This is a genomic window from Candidatus Thiothrix putei (assembly GCA_029972225.1).
Lineage (GTDB): Bacteria > Pseudomonadota > Gammaproteobacteria > Thiotrichales > Thiotrichaceae > Thiothrix > Thiothrix putei.
On the sequence record CP124756.1, the window covers coordinates 825,655 to 845,000 of the forward strand.

Genomic DNA, 19,346 nt, shown 5'->3' on the forward strand with positions numbered 1-19,346 from the left:
ATTGGAATTATCACCGTTGTCCAGCCTGCCGCACCCGCAATGTTTTCCATCCCACAGGAACACTTAGTGAGGATGGTTTACAAGAGGAATGCCGTTGTGACAGGTGTTCGCATACAGGCTGGCAAGCAGTAAGCCAATCAAGTGGCGATGGCGGCGGCGGTGATGGTGGCTTCGGAGGTGGTGACGGTGGTTGCGGTGGCGCTGGCGGCTGCGGTGGTGGTGGTGGCGGTTGAGTACGGCTGCTTCCAGAATATATAACCGTGTATAGCGATGCCACTCGCTGGCAATTCATGGTGAGATTACCTTGCGGATAGGGAGTGAAGGACTACTATTCAGGTGAGTGCATTTAACCCCTTTTTTCTTCCAGAACGTATAACCGTGTATAGCGCTGCCGTCACGGGGCTGAGTGTCTTTTCCCGTTGGCATATGGCATCTGGCACATGGTTTGAATTAACTGTCAGGTATAGCAAATGAATACGAACAAACGCATCAATCCCTCTATAGCACTGGCATTGCTGTTGTTGCTGGGAACATCCCCGGTTTTTGCAGCAGCCGATACCCATGCAGAATGGGAGCAGCTTAATAAGCAAAGCGTAGAACTGCTTAATACGGGTCATTCAGAGCCTTGAGAATCTGGCGGCACTCTACAAAAAAACCGACCGGGCAGCCCTAGCCGCACCACTGGAAAAACGCGCCGCTACCATCCGCTCCATCAAACGCTAATGGTCATTCAATTTAACTGCATCCCGCTTAACACGGCGTAAGCGCGAGACTTTTATCAAAAGGAGAGTGTCAATGAAACAAGTTATGCTGATCATGGGATTGGGGCTGGTGTTGGTGTCTTGTGCATCCATACAACCAGAGGAATGTAAAACCGCCGATTGGGAACAATTGGGTTATGCCGACGCCATGGCTGGACGTGACAGCCTGTTAGCGTCTTACGGTCAAGATTGTGGCAAAGTGGGCATCACCCCCAACAAGGGGCTGTATCTGCGGGGTTATGACCGGGGGGAGAAAGCTTTCTGTACCTACGACAATGGCAAGGCAGTTGGAAGACGAGGCCCTTTCCTCGGCAAGCTATGTGACAAGCCAAGTTTGGCGGAACCTTTCAACAAAGGTTACAGGGAAGGGTTGATCTTTTATGATCAGCAACAGCGCATCCGACGCCAAAGTGATGAGATTTACAAGAATCTCAAAGAACAGGAGCGTAAAAACCAGGAAAGTGGCAAGCAAGCTGCTTCAGATGCAGAGAAAGCTCGCCTTGCTGCCGAGGCACGGTTAAAACTTGGTATCAAAGCAGGGGATATGAACAGCCGTATTACCGAGGCGCTTAAAACACAGACGCAAAACTGAGGCGTTCCAGCCCGCTAATTGTCGAAATGCGTTGAATGGATTTTCAACAGGTACATTTAGCCCTTGACAACGCACTAATTTAGTGATTGACAAGTAGAAACGCTTTCCCTATAGTCTTTCGCTTTCTCGCAAAGGCAGCCTGTCTGGGCTGCCTTTCGCATTTATGGCTATTGTGGCGGATTTTTTGGAGGTTTTGCCGTGACCAATGCAGTAATGCCGACGTATGCACGTTTGCCCGTCACTTTCGCGAAAGGCGAAGGTGCTTTCCTGTGGGATACCGCAGGCAAACAATACTTGGATGCCCTCAGCGGCATTTCCGTGTGTAACGTAGGTCATGCGCGACGCGAAGTGGCGGATGCGATTTGTGCGCAAGCCCATGAATTGCTGCATACCTCGAATCTCTACCAAATTGAACACCAGCAAGCGTTGGCAGAAAAGCTGTGTGCGTTGTCGGGTTTCGATAACGTTTTCTTCGGAAATTCCGGCGCGGAAGCAAACGAAGCGGCGATTAAAATTGCGCGTTTGTACGGTCACAATAAAGGTGTGGCAGTCCCCACCATTATTGTGATGAGCAATGCGTTTCACGGGCGCACCATGGCAACCGTTACCGCGACCGGCAACCCGAAGGCACAAGCAGGCTTTGCCCCATTGGTGGATGGTTTCGTGCGGGTTGAATACGGCGATGCCGATGCTGTCGCAGCGTTGGCAAGCAACCCGAATATCGTGGCGGTATTGGTGGAGCCGGTGCAAGGCGAAGGCGGAATTCGGATTCCGGCGAATGATTACTTGCCACGTTTACGTGCTATCTGTGATGCAAACGATTGGTTGCTGATGGTGGATGAAATTCAGGCGGGAATGGCGCGTACTGGCACGTGGTTTGCTTTTCAACACAGTAAGATTCAACCCGATGTCATGACGCTGGCAAAAGCACTTGGCAACGGTGTGCCGATTGGTGCGTGTTTAGCCGCTGGCAAGGCAGTCAATGTGTTTGGCCCCGGCAATCATGGCTCAACGTTTGGTGGTAATCCGCTGGCGTGCCGTGCGGCGCGTGCCGTGATTGAGGTAATGGAACACGATAATCTGACCGCACGGGCGGCAGAATTAGGTGAATATTTTCTGTCACAATTCCGTGAAAAACTCACGGGTGTGACAGGGGTGCGCGATATTCGTGGCAAAGGCTTGATGATTGGGGTGGAACTGGAGCGTGATTGCGGTGAATTGGTGAAACAGGCTCTGGAGAGAGGTCTGCTGATCAATGTTACCGCTGGGAATGTTATCCGCTTATTGCCGCCATTAATCATCACCAATGAACAGGCGGATCAAATAATAACTATGGTCAGTGAATTGGTGCAGGCATTTTTGCACCCCGCTGCTGGAGAGAGAGACTCATGAAACATAAACCTGTCAGACATTTTCTGACCTTATCCGATTTCACTCCGGTGGAATTACACGCACTGATTGGGCGAGCCATTCAACTTAAAGCCATGTGGAAACGTGGCGAGGCGCATGAGCCGCTGCATCTGCGCACCTTGGCGATGATTTTCGAGAAATCGTCCACCCGTACCCGCGTATCGTTTGAAGCGGGCATGACGCAATTGGGTGGGCATTCCATGTTTTTGTCACCGAATGATACCCAATTGGGGCGCGGTGAGCCGATTGAAGACGCGGCGCGGGTGATTTCGCGCATGGTGGATGTGGTGATGATCCGTACCTTTGAACAGGAAAAAGTCGAGCGTTTTGCCGAATATTCCCGCGTTCCGGTGATCAATGCCTTGACCGATAAACACCACCCGTGTCAGTTGTTGGCGGATATGATGACGTGGATGGAACAGCGCGGTTTGCCCAATGGCAAAACCGTGGCGTGGATTGGTGATGGCAATAATATGTGTCATTCGTGGATGGAGGCTGCCAAGCTGTTTGGTTTCCACCTGAATGTGGCGTGCCCTGAAGGTTATGACCCGGATGCGGATGTGGTCGCAGCAACGGCAGGTTCCGTGACGTTTTTCCGTGAACCCAATGAAGCGGCGAAAGGCGCGGAAGTGGTTGTTACCGATACGTGGGCAAGCATGGGGCAGGAAGCGGAAAAGAAAATCCGTGAAAAAGCGTTTGCTGGCTACCAAGTCACCACTGAGATGATGCAACTGGCAACGCCGGATGCGATTTTCATGCACTGTCTGCCTGCCTATCGTGGGCTGGAAGTGGCGGCGGATGTCATGGATGGCGCACAAAGCGTGGTCTGGGATGAGGCCGAAAATCGCTTGCACGCGCAAAAAGCGTTGCTGGAAGTGCTGGTGTGCGGTTTCCCCTATGGTCTTGAACTGTGATTTTTAGGATGAAAGGATTAGCATGATGCAGAGTCGCAGCGCCTCTTTCTTTAATCCTGCTAATCTTTTAATCGAGTAAATCCTAGTTCAGATGAAAATTATCTCCGCTAACACCAACGGCATCCGTTCTGCTGCGAAAAAAGGCTTCTTCGAGTGGATGAAGCAGCAGCAGGCGGATGTGGTGTGCATCCAAGAAACCAAGGCGCAAATCCACCAGTTGGAAGAGGATCGCGCCTTGTTTTTCCCCGAAGGCTATCACTGCTACTACCATGATGCCGAAAAAAAGGGCTATAGTGGCGTGGCAATCTATGCCCGTACTGAGCCGGATGCGGTGATTAGGGGAATGGGATGCGCTGAATTTGATGCGGAAGGGCGTTATATTGAAGCGCGTTTCGGCAATCTGAGCGTGATTTCCTTGTATTTGCCGTCAGGTTCGTCGGGGGAAGAGCGTCAGCAGGCGAAGTACCGTTGCATGGATTACTTGCTGCCGCACTTGGTGCAAATGAAAGCCGACGGGCGTGATGTGGTGATTTGTGGCGATTGGAACATTGCGCACCAAAACATCGACATTAAAAACTGGAAAGGCAACCTGAAAAACTCCGGTTTCTTACCAGACGAACGGGCTTGGTTGGATAAGCTGTTCAATGAATTGGATTTTGTGGATGGTTTCCGCGAAGTGAATCAGGAAGCCGAGCAGTATACCTGGTGGTCGAACCGTGGGCAGGCGTGGGCTAAAAACGTTGGCTGGCGGATTGATTACCAGATTCTTACGCCATCACTGAAGGGTAAAGTGAGCGCAGCGGCGATTTACAAGGACGAACGCTTCTCCGATCATGCTCCCCTGAGTTTGGATTATGCTTATGAAATTCCTTGTCGCACTGTTCTTGGTGCTGAGTCTCGCACAGGCTAACGCAGCCGATACCCCACATCGCCCTAAAATTGGTCTGGTACTCGGTGGCGGTGGTGCTGCCGGTGTCGCCCACGTTGGGGTGCTCAAAGTTCTCGAAGCCAATAATATTCCCATCGACGTGATTGCAGGCAATAGCATGGGCGCAATTGTCGGCAGTTTATACGCCTCAGGCATGAGTGCCGCCCAGATCGAAACGGTGGTGAATGAATTGGATTGGCTCAGCTTGTTTCGCGATGATGCTTCCCACCAAAACAAGTCTTACCAACAAAAGCAGCAAAGCGCGGACTTTTTCAGTGCGTTCAGCGTGGGCGTGTCCAAGGAAGGGGTGAAATTACCCAGCGGTTTGATTGACGGGCAACGGCTGATGTTTGAATTGCGGCGCTTGCTGAAGCCGGTGGAGCGGGTGAGTGATTTTGACCGTTTGCCGATTCCGTTCCGGGCGGTGGCAACCGATATTCGTACCGGTGAAACGGTGGTGTTGAAACAGGGCAATCTGGCAACGGCAGTGCGGGCGAGTATGTCGATTCCGGGGCTGTTTGCACCCGTGACCATCGACAACCGTTTGCTGGTGGACGGCTTGGTGTCGAATAATTTACCCGTGGATATTGCCAAGCAAATGGGGGCGGATATTGTGATTGTGTCCAGCATTCCCTCAGAAACCAACCGCAAGCTGGATTCTGCGCTGGCTATTAGCTTGCAGTCGATGGATTTGTTGATGCGCAAAAGTAGCGCCAGCCAACTCAAGCTGATTCGTAAGGGTGTTGATATTCTAATTGAACCGCCGGTAGGGGGGATTGGCAATCTGGCCTTTGATCGGGTGAAAGAAACCATTCCGCTGGGGGTGCGGGGGGCGCAAGCGCAATTACCTGCCTTGCAGCAATTGGCAGCACTTGCGGGGGCAGCGCCTCGGCGGGCAGTGGCACAACAAAACAACCAAGACACGCCGATTCGGGTGGCAGCCGTTCAGCTTGAAAATGAGTCATCGTTGAGCGATAAGCTGGTGCGACAACAACTGGGTATCCAGTCCGGTGAGGTGTTGGACGATCAGCGCTTGCAAGCAGGGCTGGAGCGCGTATACGGCTTGGGGTATTTCAGTTTGGTGGACTATAACCTGACGCAACGCTCGGATGGTGATTACGACCTGAAGGTCATGGCGCGTAAGGCGGATCAAGGTGAGCAACGGGTCAGCACGGGGTTTGCGTTGAGTGATAATTTCAACGGTGATACCGGGTATCAGGCTGGGGTGAAATACGTGCGCCAAGGGCTTACCGCGCAAGGCACCGAATTGCGGCTGCAAGGCGTGATCGGTGAACGGATGCTGGCTTCTGCCGAATTGCACCACCCGCTGCAAGATCATAATGCCACGTTCGTTGCCCCACGTGCTTGGTATCAAGAACGGGATGCCAGTATTTTGGATGGGGCGCAACAAGTGGCAACATTACGCGCGTCTGAAGCAGGCGTTCAGGTGGATGTCGGGCGGGCGTTGAACAATAGTGCGGAAGCGCGTGCCGGAATATTCTTGCAGCGTATTGAACCGGAAGTGAAAACCGGCACATTAACCTTGCCGGGTGATTCTTTGACCGAGGCGGGGCTGAAATTGCAATATCGGGCGGATACGCTGGATTCGGTGAATTTCCCGACGAAAGGCGGGCGCATGAGTGCAACGTATACACACGGTATCAAAGCCTTGGGCAGTGACACGGATGTGTCGCGTATTGAGTTGGAGCGTGAACAGGTGTGGAGCAAAGACAAGCATCGCGTGATTGCCAGTGGGCGGCTGGAGGCGAATGCCAATAACGAGGAAGGCTTGTTGTATAGCACGGGCGAGGCGTTGCAAACCGGGCGCTTGGCGTTTACGGATAATGACCAGTTGATTGGTAATTATACGCTGGATGGTTCACTGACGTACATGAGCGGGCTGGCGGAAGTGCCGCAGATTGCCAAAGTGCACGTGGGTGCATCCGTGGGAGCGCGGCAAGCTTGGCAGGAGGCGGAGGATGTGGCCTTGGGCGATTTGCGCGGTACGGGGTCGGTCTTTTTGGGCGGGGAAACACCGGTCGGGCCTGCATTTATTGGGGTGCGCAAAACTCAGGGCTTGGATCAGGAGGCGTATTTTAATTTTGGGCGGGATTTTTAGTGGGTGATACCGAGCTGAATGCTATACTCATTCTACCTAAGTAAAACAAGGGGATACCATGCAAGCCATTCATCCAGAACCTGTAAAAACACCTACCCATTTACCCTTTTTGCAGGCTATTTGCTGGCAGCAGGCGGATGTGAGTCAGTTGACGGCTGATGAAATGCTGGATTTATATGAGCGTGGTTGGATGTATCGCGGAGTATTGGCTGATGTAGAGGGGGAGGAGCGGGCATTCCTCAAAACACTGGCTGAGTCTAAACACTCTTGGTTGAGCAATGATGTTTGATCTTGAGCATCATCAGAAAATCCTAACCATTCTTAACGCACTGGATGCTGATTTTTGTCGCGATGTCTCCGCCTATTTTGGCGGCGGGACGTTGTTGGCTTTGCAGTATGGGGAATACCGCTGGAGCAAAGATATTGATTTTATTTGTCCGTTAGGTGCTGGTTATCGAAAGTTGCGTACCGATATGGCGGAGAAAGGGTATGCGGCGTTATTCAAAGATCAGTCAGGTATTGGTTTGCCAAGAGAATTCAAGGCCGATCAATACGGTGTCCGTTTTGCGGTGGTGGTTGGGGATACGCTCATCAAGTTTGAAATGGTGGCAGAAGCACGCATTGCACTGGATGCGCCGGTTTATCCCGAATGGTGTGCGCTCCCTTGTTTGGGTTTTGCGGACAGTTGCAGTGAGAAACTCTTGTCGAATGCAGATCGTTGGGCAGATGCCGGTGTTAGGTCGCGTGATCTGATTGACCTTGCGGTACTGCGCTTGCAGGCGGAAATCCCGGCATTGGCGATTGATAAAGCTGAAAATGCTTATCCAGTGAAATTACCTTTATTCAAAGCGCTTACCCGTTTTCAGTCAAATCCTGACTACCGCAGGCAATGTTTTACAGCATTGCAAGTGAAAAGTTCGGCGCAAATCATGGACGGTATTGACTTGCTGGCAGCAGATTATGCACTTCCACCCAGTGTGCGTACACTGAGCGAAAGTATTGCATAAAGGCTCGTTATTTCTTCACGCCTTCAATCGACAAGATCATTTCGACTTCTTTAGACGCTGGTCCCAAATCTTTTTCGATGCCGAAGTCGCCAAGGGCAAACTTGGTGCTGCCTTCAAAGCCACGGCGTGAACCACCCCACGGGTCAGGGCCAGCACCGATTTCTTTTACGTCAATCGTGATTGGTTTGGTAACGCCGTGCAGGGTCAGGTTGCCTTCCAGTTTGCCGCCGCTGTATTTGGTGCTGACGAATTTCGCTTCAGGAAATTTGGTAACGTCCAGAAAATCTTCACCGCTCAAGTGCTTGTCGCGTTCGGCGTGGTTGCTGTTGACGCTGGTGGTGTCAATGGTGACTTCCACTTTAGCTGCGTCGGGTGTTTTCTCGTCGTAGCTGAAGTTGCCGCTGAATTTGTCGAAACGCCCGTACAACCAGCTATAGCCGAGATGCTTGATGCGGAATTGGATGAAGGCGTGCATCCCTTCGGTGTCAATGGTGTAGTCTTCCGCGTGTGCGGCATTGCCTGCCAGTAAACCCAGCGTTAGCAGTGAGGTGGCGATGATTTTTTTCATGAATGTCTCCTTGTTAGCCCTTGCCCAACATACGGGTGAGGGTGTTGTCTTTCCAGTAAAAGTGGTGGATGAAAGCAGCCAGCGCATGGATGCTGACCAGTAAAATAAACAGTGTTCCGGCAATGGCGTGAATATCGCCAGCGAGTTCTCCGCGTGCTTTGTTCGCCGTTAACAGGGCGGGTAGCTCGAACAGGTCGAAGACATTGATACCATGCCCTTTCGCTGTCGAAATCAAATAGCCACTGATCAGCATGACGATCAGCAAGCCGTATAAACCTAAGTGACCGAGTTTGCCTACCAGATGGGTAATGGCGGGGGCGCTACTAATGTTGGGTAAGGGGCGCGGTTGGGAATACAGCCACGCCACGCGCACCAGCAATAAGCCACCCATGATTACCCCAACGGCTTTATGCAGGCTTGGTAAGGTGTGATACAAGGTGTCGTAATATTCCAAATCGACCATGTAAGTGCCGACGGCATACATACCGATCAGTGCGACAGCCATTAGCCAATGCAGCAGGATCGAAACCCAGCCATACGTTTGCGTCGAATTGCGCATTTGCATTTTGTATTTCCTTACGGCAAATCAAACAGCAAAAATTCTGCCGTCGAATCGGTGGTAAATTCCAATGCTGTTTCGTTTTTTATCGCCATTGCGTCACCCGCCTGTAACGCCGTGCCATTCAGTTGGAGCTGTCCGCGTGCTACGTGCACATAAACCGCTCGGCTCTCCGGTTTTTCATAGCTGACGGTTTGCCCCGCTTCCAGAATGCTGGCGTATAAACAGGTGTCGGTATTCATGTTCAGTGAGCCATCGCGCCCATCGGGTGATACCAACAGTTGCAACTGATTGCGCCGTTGTGCCAGCGGGAAATGTTCTTGCGCGTAACTGGGTTGGATGCCAGTGAATGTCGGCAGCAGCCAAATTTGCAGCAAGTGCACGGTTTCCGTGTCCGAATGATTAAATTCCGAATGCAAAATCCCGCGCCCGGCACTCATGCGCTGTACATCGCCGGGGCGAATCGTGCTGCCATTGCCGAGGCTATCCTTGTGCGACAACGCGCCTTTCATCACATAAGTGACGATTTCCATATCACGATGCCCGTGCATCGGGAAGCCACCTTTCGCCGCTACCCAATCCTCATTGATCACCCGCAGGGATGAAAAAGACATCCGTTCGGCATCGTAATAATCGCCAAACGAAAAGCTGTGGCGGCTATCCAGCCAGTCGTTGGTGAATGCCCCGCGTGAATCTGCACGAATAAGTTCCATAACCTGCTCCTTGAAACTGTCTTTACCTGAGTAAAAGAATAAGGTTTAATGGATTTTTGATAAAGACACAAAAAATACATTAACTCTCAATGGGAAGTTAACAATGAGTCGCTTGGATTACATGGCTAATTTTGTTGCCGTCGTCGATAAGGGAAGCATCACTGCTGCCGCTGATCAACTGGAACTCACGGTTGCCGCCGTCAGCAAACGCTTGAAAATGTTGGAAACCGAGCTGGGTGTGCGTTTGCTGACCCGGAATACCCGCCAACTGTCCTTGACCGAAGCCGGGCATTATTACTACCAACATTGCCGCGAAATTCAGGAGGAAGTGAATCGCGTTGATCAACATTTGCTGGCGATGCAGGGCAAACTCAGTGGCGAGTTACGCATCAATATGCCGATGACTTATGGCAAAGTGCGCCTCACGAAATTGCTGATCCGCTTTTTGCAGCAACACCCCGATATTCACTTGACCGCGCATTTGGATGATGCTTACACCGATGCGGCGAGTGGTGATTACGATGTAGTCATCCGTATCGGCGTGTTGGATGATTCGCGTCTGGTGGCTCGCAAGCTGGAAAATGCTTACTTGCTGCCCGTCGCCGCGCCAGCCTATTTGCAAACCCACGGCACACCGCAAACGCCCGCCGAGTTAGCCCAACACCAATGCCTACATTACACCAACGTCAGCCACCGCGAAGGTTGGACGCTTTATGATCAAGCCGGACACGCCAGCAATGTGCAAATACGCGGGCAATTGTGCGCCAATAACGGTGAAGTGCTGAAACAAGCCGCGATTGCAGGCATGGGCGTGGCGCTGCTGCCGGATTTTGAATTGCAGGAAGCCTTGGCAAAAGGCGAGTTGGTGCGGATTTTACCAGAGTATTCCGCGCAAACCGTCTCGGTCTACGCGGTCTATCCCAGTCGGCAGTTTTTGCCCGAAAAGACACGGGCATTAGTCGATTTTTTGATTAGCGCTCTGCAAATTGCTTAAGCAGTACGGCGTTTCTGCCAAACCACGTAAGTGACTAATACCAATGCAACAAAGCCCAGCGTTGCCAGTGTCAAGGTGGACAGGTTTTCTTTAATCAACGCCTGATTATCGCCAATGAAATAACCGAGAAATGCTAAAATCATGACCCATAAGCCAGCACCCAATCCGGTGTAAAACGCAAACAATGGGATATTCATGCGAGCCAGTCCAGCAGGCAATGAAATGTATTGACGTATTGCTGGAATTAACCGCCCGGTGAAGGTTGAGACATGCCCGTGTTTTGCAAAGAATGTTTCCATGCGCTGTAAGTGCTCCTCTTTGAACATCACGTATTTGCCGTAACGTACCAAAAACGGGCGTCCAAAGTGGAAGGCTAACCAGTAGTTAAACAATGCACCGGCTAAGCTGCCGCCTAAACCGGCTGCAATCGCCAGCCACAAATTCATTTTGCCTTGATGTGCGAGATAGCCAGCAGGAATCATCGCCACTTCACTGGGGAAGGGGAAAAAGGTTGATTCTAAAAACATCATCACAAAAATGCCGGTATAACCCCAGCCGTGTACTGCATTGACTATCCAGTCAATAATTTCATGCAACATGTAAAACCCTTGCGTTATAAATGGTCAGAGGCGTAATCCGCCAAGCGTGAACGTTCGCCGCGTTGCAGCGTGACGTGTCCGCCGTGTTCCCAGCCCTTGAAACGATCCACCACATACGTCAAACCAGAAGAAGTTTCGGTCAAATACGGTGTATCAATCTGCGCAATATTCCCCAAGCACACGACTTTTGTTCCCGGCCCGGCGCGGGTAATCAGGGTTTTCATCTGTTTAGGGGTGAGATTTTGCGCTTCGTCGATAATGATATACCGATTCAGGAAGGTTCGACCACGCATAAAATTTAGCGATTTTATCTTGATTTTACTCATGAGGAATTCATCGGTGGCGCTGCGACCCCATTTGCTGCCGCCGGTGGGCTGGGTAAGGACTTCGAGGTTATCCATGAGCGCACCCATCCACGGTGCCATTTTTTCCTCTTCCGTACCGGGCAAAAAGCCGATGTCTTCGCCGACTGGCACGGTGACGCGCGTCATAATGATTTCTTTGTAGAGTTGCTCATCCAGCAATTGTGCCAAGCCAGCGGCGAGTGTCAGCAAGGTTTTGCCCGTCCCCGCTGCGCCTAACATGGTGACGAAATCAATATCGGGATCCATCAATAAATTCAGCGCGAAATTTTGTTCGCGGTTGCGGGCAGTAATGCCCCAGACGGCGTGACGTGGCTCGGTGAAATCGCGGATGGTTTCAATAATGACGTGATCAAACGTTTTTTTACGCACAATCGCTTGAAACGGCTGATCGCCCGGTAAGGCTAAGAAATGCCCTGGCAGCCATTCTTGCGTCAATGGGCCGAACAGTTTGTAGAAGGTATGCCCATGCTCTTTCCAGGATTCCATTTCCTTATTGTGAGCTTCCCAAAAATCGGCTGGCAATTCGTGGAAACCCGTGGGCAACAAGTCGGCATCATCCAACACTTGGTCGTTGAAATAATCCTCGGCTTTCAAGCCCACAATTGTGGCTTTAATGCGCAGATTAATGTCTTTGGAGACCAAAATCACATCACGTTCGGGGTATTTGTCCCGCAAGCTCAGCGCAACGGTGAGGATGGTATTGTCGGGTGAGTCCCCTGGCAAACCCGTTGGGGCAGGATAGTCGAGTGCTTCGGTTTGAAACAGCAGTTTGCCGCTGGGCGCTTTGCCATTACCGAACATCGGGTTACTAGAGAGCGGCACGCCTGAGTGAATGGCATCGGCACCGGCGGCGGAAATCAGATCATCCATAAAGCGGCTGACTTGCCGCACATTACGTGCCACTTCCGACACGCCTTTTTTGCTGTGATCCAGCTCTTCCAGCACCACCATGGGCAGGAAAATATCGTGTTCTTGGAAGCGGAAGAGGGCGGTGGGGTCGTGCATCAGCACGTTAGTGTCGAGGACAAATAAGCGGTTTACGTGGGTATGGGGGGCGTGTGCTGGACTCATGATACTCCTTAAGGTCATAGGGTAAGCATTATTTTAGGTGTTTACGCCAGCGCTTGCACCGCTGCCAATACTGCCGCAACGTGTGTTTTCACCGACACTTTGCGCCATTCGTGCCGCAACACACCCTGCTTATCTATCAGAAACGTGCTGCGTTCAATACCGAGTACCTGTTTGCCATACATATTTTTCAATTTGATGACATCAAACAGTTTGCAGGCGATTTCATCCACATCCGCCAGCAGTTCAAAGGGAAAAGCCTGTTTCGCTTTGAAGTTTTCGTGTGACTTTAGGCTATCCCGCGAAATACCAAAGACCACCGTGTCTACGGCTTGAAATTGCGCATACGCATCGCGGAAATCCTGCCCTTCGGTGGTGCAGCCTGGCGTGCTGTCCTTAGGGTAAAAATAGAGGACAACGTTGGCTTTTTCCTGAAAATCGGATAGGCGGAAGGTCAAGCCAGATGTGGCAGCGAGGGTAAAGTCAGGTACAGGTGTACCGAGGGTTGGGGTCGTCATGGCGTTCTCCTTTCGTGTAATGCTTGTGTTTCATTACCCGCCTCAGTAGTATGCTGTCAAACTATTTTTTGGAGATTTGCATGTTTCGCGGCAGTATGGTGGCACTCATAACCCCGATGAAAGCCAATGGGGACGTGGATGAGGCGGCGTTGGAAGCGCTGGTGGCGTTCCATTTGGAAAACGGCACCGACGCTATTGTGGCAGTCGGCACAACCGGCGAATCGGCAACCTTGAATTACAAGGAACACCGGCATGTCATGAAACGTGTGATTGATTTGGTGGCGGGTAAAATTCCGGTGATCGCAGGTACTGGCTCGAATAGCACCGCCGAAGCGATCGAAATGACCGAAATCGCCATGCAAGACGGCGCGGATGCTTGCTTGCTGGTGACGCCTTACTACAATAAGCCAACGCAAGAAGGTTTGTATCAGCATTACAAGCTGATTGCTGAGCGCGTGGCAATCCCACAGATTCTTTACAATGTGCCGGGGCGGACGGCGTGTGATATGTTGCCTGAAACGGTTGAGCGTTTGGCTGCGATCCCCAATATCGTCGGTATTAAAGAAGCGACCGGCAATCTGGAACGCGCCGCCGACATTTTACAGCGTTGTGGCGACCGTATGGATTTGTACAGTGGCGATGACGCAACGGCCATGGAATTGATTCTGATGGGCGGTAAAGGAGATATTTCCGTCACTGCCAACGTTGCACCTAAAGCGATGCATGAAATGTGTGTCGCTGCTTTGGCGGGCGATCGGGCAACGGCGAGCCGTATCAATGCTACACTTGCAGCATTGCACACCGATTTGTTCCTTGAACCTAACCCGATGCCGGTAAAATGGGCATTGGCGAAAATGGGTTTTGGGGATGAACGCGGCATACGTTTACCGCTTGTCCCTTGTTCTGAGGCTATTAAGCCCCAAGTGCTGGCAGCCATGCGTCAAGCCGGTATTGAGTGTTAGTTTTCTAAACGGAATAGACAATGAGTTCCATGAATATGCTTCCCCTGTCACGTTCAGTGGTGGTTATCGGTTCAGCACTGATACTGTCCGCTTGCTCCGGCTTGAATGTTGATTCAGTCAGTGATCGTGTCGATTATAAAAACAACAAAAGTATCAACTCGCTGGAAGTGCCCCCAGACCTGAATGCACCAGATTATGATCCGACTTATGCCACCATTCCGGGTGGTTCTGTCAGTGCGGCTGCTTTAGCGCGTGGCGAAGCGCAAAGTGGCAATGCAGTTGTGTTGCCGACTAATGCTGCTATTCAGCTTATGCGTGAGGGCAATGTGCGTTGGTTGCAAGTGAACGCTCCGGCGGAAGCAGTGTGGCCGAAATTGCACGAATTTTGGCGTGCGATGGGCGTAGGCGTCAAACGTGATGAGCCGCGTGTGGGCATCATGGAAACTGACTGGGCAGAAAACAAGGCGGAAATCCCGTTGGATTTTATCCGCAAAACCATTGGTAAAGCATTTGAGGGCATGTATGACGCGGGTAGTCGTGATCGCTTTAAAATTCGTTTAGAACGTCCTGCTGAACAAGCAACCAATGTCTATCTTAGCCATGAACGTGCTGAGGAGTCTGTCAGTGGTACTGGGGTAAAATGGCAATACGCGCCTGCAAGACCTGAGTTAGAGGCAGAAATGCTCAATCGCTTGATGGTTTTCTTGCAAGGTGGTGATGCCACAGCTACTGCGCAGCCTGTTGCTGAATCTACGTTGACAGCAGTGCAGGTCGCGATGACACAATTGGAGGGTGGGCAACCCGGCTTGGTTGTCGGTAGTGCCGCGAATGATGTTTGGATTCGTACTGGTGTCATGCTGGGGCGAATTGGTATGAGCATCGAGGGGCAGCAGCGAGCTAATGGCGTTTACCTTGCCACTTACGATGGTGATAACAAAGACAGCAAGCAAGGTTTCTTTAGTCGTTTGCTCAAATCCGATAAAGACATGTTGAAAGTTGGCGGCAAATATCAGGTGCAAATCTCTGATGCTGGCAACCGTAGTCTGATTACGGTTGGTGACGCTGACGGCAGCCCATTGAAACCAGCAGTGGCCACTGAATTGCTGGAACGCCTCAAGTCTGAATTTGAGCGCTAATGCTGCGGTTTGCTTCCCTCGGTAGTGGCAGCAAAGGCAACGGTACACTCATCGAGTCCGGCAAAACCCGTATTTTGCTGGACTGTGGTTTTACCTTGGGTGAAACCGAGCGGCGTTTACACCGTCTTGGTTGTCCGCCACAGTCTCTAACGGCAATTCTCATTACTCACGAACATGGTGATCATGCAGCAGGCGTGGGGCGACTTTCCCGGCGTTACAATATTCCTGTGTGGCTCACGGTGGGTACTTATCATGCTATGCGTGATACCAACTTCGCCAACACGCATTACATTAATGTTCATCAAGCACTGGAAATCCAGGACTTGCAAGTTATTCCCTTTCCCGTTCCTCATGATGCGCGAGAACCCTGCCAATTTGTATTTGGTAACGGTTGTCATAAGTTAGGCATTCTGACAGATGTCGGTAGTCACACGCCGTTAATACTGCAAATGCTACAGCGTTTGGATGCGCTTATGTTGGAATGCAATTATGACGCAATGATGCTGGCAAATGGTGCTTATCCGGCCTCGCTGAAAGCACGGGTAGCGGGGCGTTACGGGCATTTAGATAATAATCAGTCTACCTACTTACTGGAGCAGCTTGATCTTAGCCAGTTACAACATTTGATCGGAATGCATTTGAGCGAGAATAACAACTTGCCGGACTATGCCTATCAAGCATTGTGTACAGGCGTTGGTTGTGAGCAAGGCTGGATTCAGCTTGCAAATCAAACGGATGGGCTTAGGTGGTGTGAGATTCACTAAAAACTTTCAAAAAAGTTTCACAAAAGTGCTTGACGGTCATTTGCTGGTCTGTATAATGCGCGTCTCACTCAGGGCGGAAACGCACTGAAACGAAAGCAGAATCAACGACTTAGGTGGTTATTCAGATTTCAGGATCGAAAAAAGATTTTTGAAAAAGTGCTTGACACGAATCTCAAAAGCCTTTAAGATTCGCCCCTCGCTGCTTAGAGAGCAGTGCGCAGATTAACAAAAGAAGCCAGAAAACTTGTGTGGGGGCTTGTGATTGTGTCGAGAGGCACAGAAGCAAGCAACCATTGAGTTCACGTTAATGTAATTTATACGTAATTTCGATGGATTTGCTCTTCAATTTCAAAAGATGAAGATTGAACTGAAGAGTTTGATCCTGGCTCAGATTGAACGCTGGCGGTATGCTTAAGACATGCAAGTCGAACGGAATCTTCGGATTCAGTGGCGGACGGGTGAGTAACACGTGGGAATCTACTGAGTAGTGGGGGACAGCCCGGCGAAAGCCGGATTAATACCGCATACGCCCTACGGGGGAAAGGCGCAAGCCGCTATTTAATGAGCCCGCGTAAGATTAGCTAGTTGGTAAGGTAAAGGCTTACCAAGGCGACGATCTTTAGCTGGTCTGAGAGGATGGCCAGCCACATCGGGACTGAGACACGGCCCGGACTCCTACGGGAGGCAGCAGTCGGGAATATTGGACAATGGGCGCAAGCCTGATCCAGCAATACCGCGTGTGTGAAGAAGGCCTGCGGGTTGTAAAGCACTTTCAGTTGGGAAGATAATGACGTTACCAACAGAAGAAGCACCGGCTAACTCCGTGCCAGCAGCCGCGGTAATACGGAGGGTGCAAGCGTTAATCGGAATTACTGGGCGTAAAGCGTGCGTAGGCGGTTACTTAAGTCAGATGTGAAATCCCCGGGCTCAACCTGGGAACTGCATCTGATACTGGGTGACTAGAGTGTGGGAGAGGAGAGTGGAATTTCCGGTGTAGCGGTGAAATGCATAGAGATCGGAAGGAACATCAGTGGCGAAGGCGACTCTCTGGACCAACACTGACGCTGAGGCACGAAAGCGTGGGTAGCAAACAGGATTAGATACCCTGGTAGTCCACGCCGTAAACGATGTCAACTAGCCGTCAGGCCCGCTTTAGGGTTTGGTGGTGGAGCTAACGTATTAAGTTGACCGCCTGGGGAGTACGCTCGCAAGAGTAAAACTCAAAGGAATTGACGGGGGCCCGCACAAGCGGTGGAGCATGTGGTTTAATTCGATGCAACGCGAAGAACCTTACCTGGTCTTGACATGCAGTGAACTTTGCAGAAATGTATTGGTGCCTTCGGGAACACTGACACAGGTGCTGCACGGCTGTCGTCAGCTCGTGTCGTGAGATGTTGGGTTAAGTCCCGCAACGAGCGCAACCCCTATCCCTAGTTGCCAGCACGTAATGGTGGGAACTCTAAGGAGACTGCCGGTGACAAACCGGAGGAAGGTGGGGATGACGTCAAGTCATCATGGCCCTTATGACCAGGGCTACACACGTGCTACAATGGGTGGTACAGAGGGAAGCAATACCGCGAGGTGGAGCAAATCCCAGAAAGCCATCCGTAGTCCGGATCGGAGTCTGCAACTCGACTCCGTGAAGTCGGAATCGCTAGTAATCGCGAATCAGCATGTCGCGGTGAATACGTTCCCGGGCCTTGTACACACCGCCCGTCACACCATGGGAGTTTGTTGCACCAGAAGCAGGTAGTCTAACCGCAAGGAGGGCGCTTGCCACGGTGTGGCCGATGACTGGGGTGAAGTCGTAACAAGGTAGCCGTAGGGGAACCTGCGGCTGGATCACCTCCTTTACGAGAAACGCCGCTCACACGAACACAAGTTCCCACACAAGTCGTCTGGCAGACCGCATTTATTGCAAGTGCTCTAGTACCGAACACGGGTCTATAGCTCAGTTGGTTAGAGCGCACCCCTGATAAGGGTGAGGCCGGTGGTTCGAGTCCACCTAGACCCACCACTCTTGCATCGCAAAGGTTATCGGGGCCATAGCTCAGCTGGGAGAGCGCCTGCCTTGCACGCAGGAGGTCGTCGGTTCGATCCCGTCTGGCTCCACCACTTTCTGATTCATCCCGAATCGAAAGGCATTGCAATAAATGTCAACACCACGGTAACTTCAGAAGTCACCGCAAAGCAGCCCTTTGGGCTGCTTTGCACTGGCTTTTGTCAGTTCAACCTAAGTATCTAGGTCGTTCTTTAACAAAATGGAAAAATATCAAGGCGAAATGTATAACTGAGAAGATTATATATCTCAAGATTGATCGTTACGAGATTATAGACACGCTGTAACCCAAGTTTACCGCACAAAAGGTAGTAGACTGTTTCGGGTTATAGGATCAAGTGACTAAGCGTACACGGTGGATGCCTTGGCAGTCAGAGGCGATGAAGGACGTTATAGCATGCGATAAGCTACGGTTAGCCTGCAAATTGGCATTGACCCGTAGATTTCCGAATGGGGAAACCCACCACTTTTGTGGTATCCCGCAAGGGAGGCGAACGCAGGGAACTGAAACATCTAAGTACCTGTAGGAAAAGAAATCAACCGAGATTCCCCCAGTAGCGGCGAGCGAACGGGGACCAGCCGAATCTCTTTAATGTAGTGGAATGGTATGGAAAGGCCAGCGATACCGGGTGATAGCCCCGTACACGAAACGTTATAGAGGACATATTAAGTAGGGCGGGACACGTGAAATCCTGTCTGAAGATGGGGGGACCATCCTCCAAGGCTAAATACTACTGACTGACCGATAGTGAACCAGTACCGTGAGGGAAAGGCGAAAAGAACCCTGGTGAAGGGAGTGAAATAGAACCTGAAACCGTGTACGTACAAGCAGTGGGAGCCCTACGGGGTGACTGCGTACCTTTTGTATAATGGGTCAGCGACTTACTTTCAGTGGCAAGCTTAACCGATAGGGGAGGCGTAGCGAAAGCGAGTCTGAACAGGGCGTTCAGTCGCTGGGAGTAGACCCGAAACCGAGCGATCTATCCATGGCCAGGTTGAAGGTGCCGTAACAGGTACTGGAGGACCGAACCCACTCCCGTTGAAAAGGTAGGGGATGAGCTGTGGATAGGAGTGAAAGGCTAATCAAGCTCGGAGATAGCTGGTTCTCCTCGAAAGCTATTTAGGTAGCGCCTCGTGTATCACTCCTAGGGGTAGAGCACTGTTATGGCTAGGGGGCCCTGACCGGCTTACCAACCCATTGCAAACTCCGAATACTAGGAAGTGCGAGCACGGGAGACAGACAGCGGGTGCTAACGTCCGTTGTCAAAAGGGAAACAACCCAGACCGCCAGCTAAGGTCCCCAAATGGTG

19 protein-coding genes, 2 tRNA genes and 2 rRNA genes (1 of these 23 running past the window's edge) are annotated in these 19,346 nt (G+C 51.4%); 16 read left to right on the forward strand and 7 right to left on the reverse strand.

Annotated elements, in window-relative coordinates:
• Window positions 1-137: 137 nt before the first annotated feature.
• On the reverse strand, window positions 138-287 hold the full coding sequence (locus QJT81_04270; protein ID WGZ95216.1) for a hypothetical protein: 150 nt from the start codon (window positions 285-287) through the stop codon (window positions 138-140).
• Between the two features lie 183 nt (window positions 288-470).
• Here QJT81_04270 and QJT81_04275 point away from each other — a divergent pair, with 183 nt between their 5' ends.
• From QJT81_04275 to QJT81_04310, 8 genes are all read left to right on the forward strand, one after another.
• Window positions 471-629: a hypothetical protein gene (locus QJT81_04275; protein WGZ95217.1), complete on the forward strand. Its 159-nt coding sequence runs from the start codon at window positions 471-473 to the stop codon at window positions 627-629.
• Window positions 630-795: 166 nt separating this feature from the next.
• The gene (locus QJT81_04280) at window positions 796-1,353 is read left to right on the forward strand and encodes a DUF2799 domain-containing protein (protein ID WGZ95218.1); all 558 of its coding nucleotides are present in this window, start codon (window positions 796-798) and stop codon (window positions 1,351-1,353) included.
• A gap of 198 nt (window positions 1,354-1,551) precedes the next feature.
• Entirely contained in the window at window positions 1,552-2,745 is a 1,194-nt protein-coding gene (locus tag QJT81_04285; protein WGZ95219.1) for an aspartate aminotransferase family protein, read from the forward strand.
• Window positions 2,742-3,677, forward strand: coding sequence for an ornithine carbamoyltransferase (gene argF / locus QJT81_04290; protein WGZ95220.1), 936 nt, complete (start codon window positions 2,742-2,744; stop codon window positions 3,675-3,677). The genes QJT81_04285 and argF overlap by 4 nt, the downstream gene beginning before the upstream one ends.
• Window positions 3,678-3,768: 91 nt before the next feature.
• The gene (locus QJT81_04295; protein ID WGZ95221.1) at window positions 3,769-4,587 is read left to right on the forward strand and encodes an exodeoxyribonuclease III; all 819 of its coding nucleotides are present in this window, start codon (window positions 3,769-3,771) and stop codon (window positions 4,585-4,587) included.
• The gene (locus QJT81_04300) at window positions 4,538-6,724 is read left to right on the forward strand and encodes a patatin-like phospholipase family protein (protein ID WGZ95222.1); all 2,187 of its coding nucleotides are present in this window, start codon (window positions 4,538-4,540) and stop codon (window positions 6,722-6,724) included. Before QJT81_04295 ends, QJT81_04300 begins: the two co-directional genes overlap by 50 nt.
• 58 nt (window positions 6,725-6,782) lie before the next feature.
• Window positions 6,783-7,013, forward strand: a complete 231-nt coding sequence (locus QJT81_04305; GenBank protein ID WGZ95223.1) for a hypothetical protein — start codon at window positions 6,783-6,785, stop codon at window positions 7,011-7,013.
• Complete coding sequence (locus tag QJT81_04310) at window positions 7,003-7,731, forward strand: nucleotidyl transferase AbiEii/AbiGii toxin family protein (protein ID WGZ95224.1); 729 nt, start codon at window positions 7,003-7,005, stop codon at window positions 7,729-7,731. The genes QJT81_04305 and QJT81_04310 overlap by 11 nt, the downstream gene beginning before the upstream one ends.
• 7 nt (window positions 7,732-7,738) lie before the next feature.
• On the opposite strand, the gene QJT81_04315 is transcribed toward QJT81_04310, so the two are convergent.
• The 3 genes from QJT81_04315 to QJT81_04325 are packed head-to-tail and all read right to left on the reverse strand — an operon-like array spanning window position 7,739 to window position 9,571.
• Window positions 7,739-8,299 carry a YceI family protein gene (locus QJT81_04315; GenBank protein WGZ95225.1) on the reverse strand — a complete coding sequence of 187 codons (561 nt, stop codon included), beginning with the start codon at window positions 8,297-8,299 and terminating at the stop codon, window positions 7,739-7,741.
• A gap of 13 nt (window positions 8,300-8,312) precedes the next feature.
• Entirely contained in the window at window positions 8,313-8,864 is a 552-nt protein-coding gene (locus QJT81_04320; protein WGZ95226.1) for a cytochrome b, read from the reverse strand.
• A gap of 11 nt (window positions 8,865-8,875) precedes the next feature.
• Window positions 8,876-9,571: a pirin family protein gene (locus tag QJT81_04325; GenBank protein WGZ95227.1), complete on the reverse strand. Its 696-nt coding sequence runs from the start codon at window positions 9,569-9,571 to the stop codon at window positions 8,876-8,878.
• Window positions 9,572-9,674: 103 nt separating this feature from the next.
• On the opposite strand from QJT81_04325, the gene QJT81_04330 reads away from it, so the two are divergent.
• Window positions 9,675-10,565, forward strand: a complete 891-nt coding sequence (locus QJT81_04330; GenBank protein ID WGZ95228.1) for a LysR family transcriptional regulator — start codon at window positions 9,675-9,677, stop codon at window positions 10,563-10,565.
• On the opposite strand, the gene QJT81_04335 is transcribed toward QJT81_04330, so the two are convergent.
• The 3 genes from QJT81_04335 to QJT81_04345 are packed head-to-tail and all read right to left on the reverse strand — an operon-like array spanning window position 10,562 to window position 13,115.
• Window positions 10,562-11,164: a DedA family protein gene (locus QJT81_04335; GenBank protein ID WGZ95229.1), complete on the reverse strand. Its 603-nt coding sequence runs from the start codon at window positions 11,162-11,164 to the stop codon at window positions 10,562-10,564. The two genes, QJT81_04330 and QJT81_04335, sit on opposite strands and share 4 nt — an antisense overlap.
• A 14-nt stretch (window positions 11,165-11,178) precedes the next feature.
• Window positions 11,179-12,600, reverse strand: a complete 1,422-nt coding sequence (locus QJT81_04340; GenBank protein WGZ95230.1) for a PhoH family protein — start codon at window positions 12,598-12,600, stop codon at window positions 11,179-11,181.
• Between the two features lie 41 nt (window positions 12,601-12,641).
• A complete protein-coding gene (locus tag QJT81_04345) occupies window positions 12,642-13,115 on the reverse strand; it encodes a peroxiredoxin (GenBank protein ID WGZ95231.1) in 474 nt (157 codons plus the stop codon).
• Window positions 13,116-13,195: 80 nt separating this feature from the next.
• Here QJT81_04345 and dapA point away from each other — a divergent pair, with 80 nt between their 5' ends.
• The 7 genes from dapA to QJT81_04380 all read left to right on the forward strand — a co-directional run.
• The gene (gene dapA / locus QJT81_04350; GenBank protein WGZ95232.1) at window positions 13,196-14,077 is read left to right on the forward strand and encodes a 4-hydroxy-tetrahydrodipicolinate synthase; all 882 of its coding nucleotides are present in this window, start codon (window positions 13,196-13,198) and stop codon (window positions 14,075-14,077) included.
• A gap of 20 nt (window positions 14,078-14,097) precedes the next feature.
• Window positions 14,098-15,213 carry an outer membrane protein assembly factor BamC gene (gene bamC, locus QJT81_04355; protein WGZ95233.1) on the forward strand — a complete coding sequence of 372 codons (1,116 nt, stop codon included), beginning with the start codon at window positions 14,098-14,100 and terminating at the stop codon, window positions 15,211-15,213.
• A complete protein-coding gene (locus QJT81_04360; protein ID WGZ95234.1) occupies window positions 15,213-15,977 on the forward strand; it encodes an MBL fold metallo-hydrolase in 765 nt (254 codons plus the stop codon). Before bamC ends, QJT81_04360 begins: the two co-directional genes overlap by 1 nt.
• A gap of 364 nt (window positions 15,978-16,341) precedes the next feature.
• A 16S ribosomal RNA gene (locus QJT81_04365) occupies window positions 16,342-17,830 on the forward strand.
• A gap of 87 nt (window positions 17,831-17,917) precedes the next feature.
• Window positions 17,918-17,994: transfer RNA gene (locus QJT81_04370), tRNA-Ile, on the forward strand.
• 22 nt (window positions 17,995-18,016) lie between these two features.
• Window positions 18,017-18,092, forward strand: a tRNA-Ala gene (locus QJT81_04375).
• Window positions 18,093-18,368: 276 nt separating this feature from the next.
• A 23S ribosomal RNA gene (locus tag QJT81_04380) occupies window positions 18,369-19,346 on the forward strand; it runs 1,853 nt beyond the window's last position.
• The 16S and 23S rRNA genes sit together here with 2 tRNA genes alongside, the layout of an rRNA operon.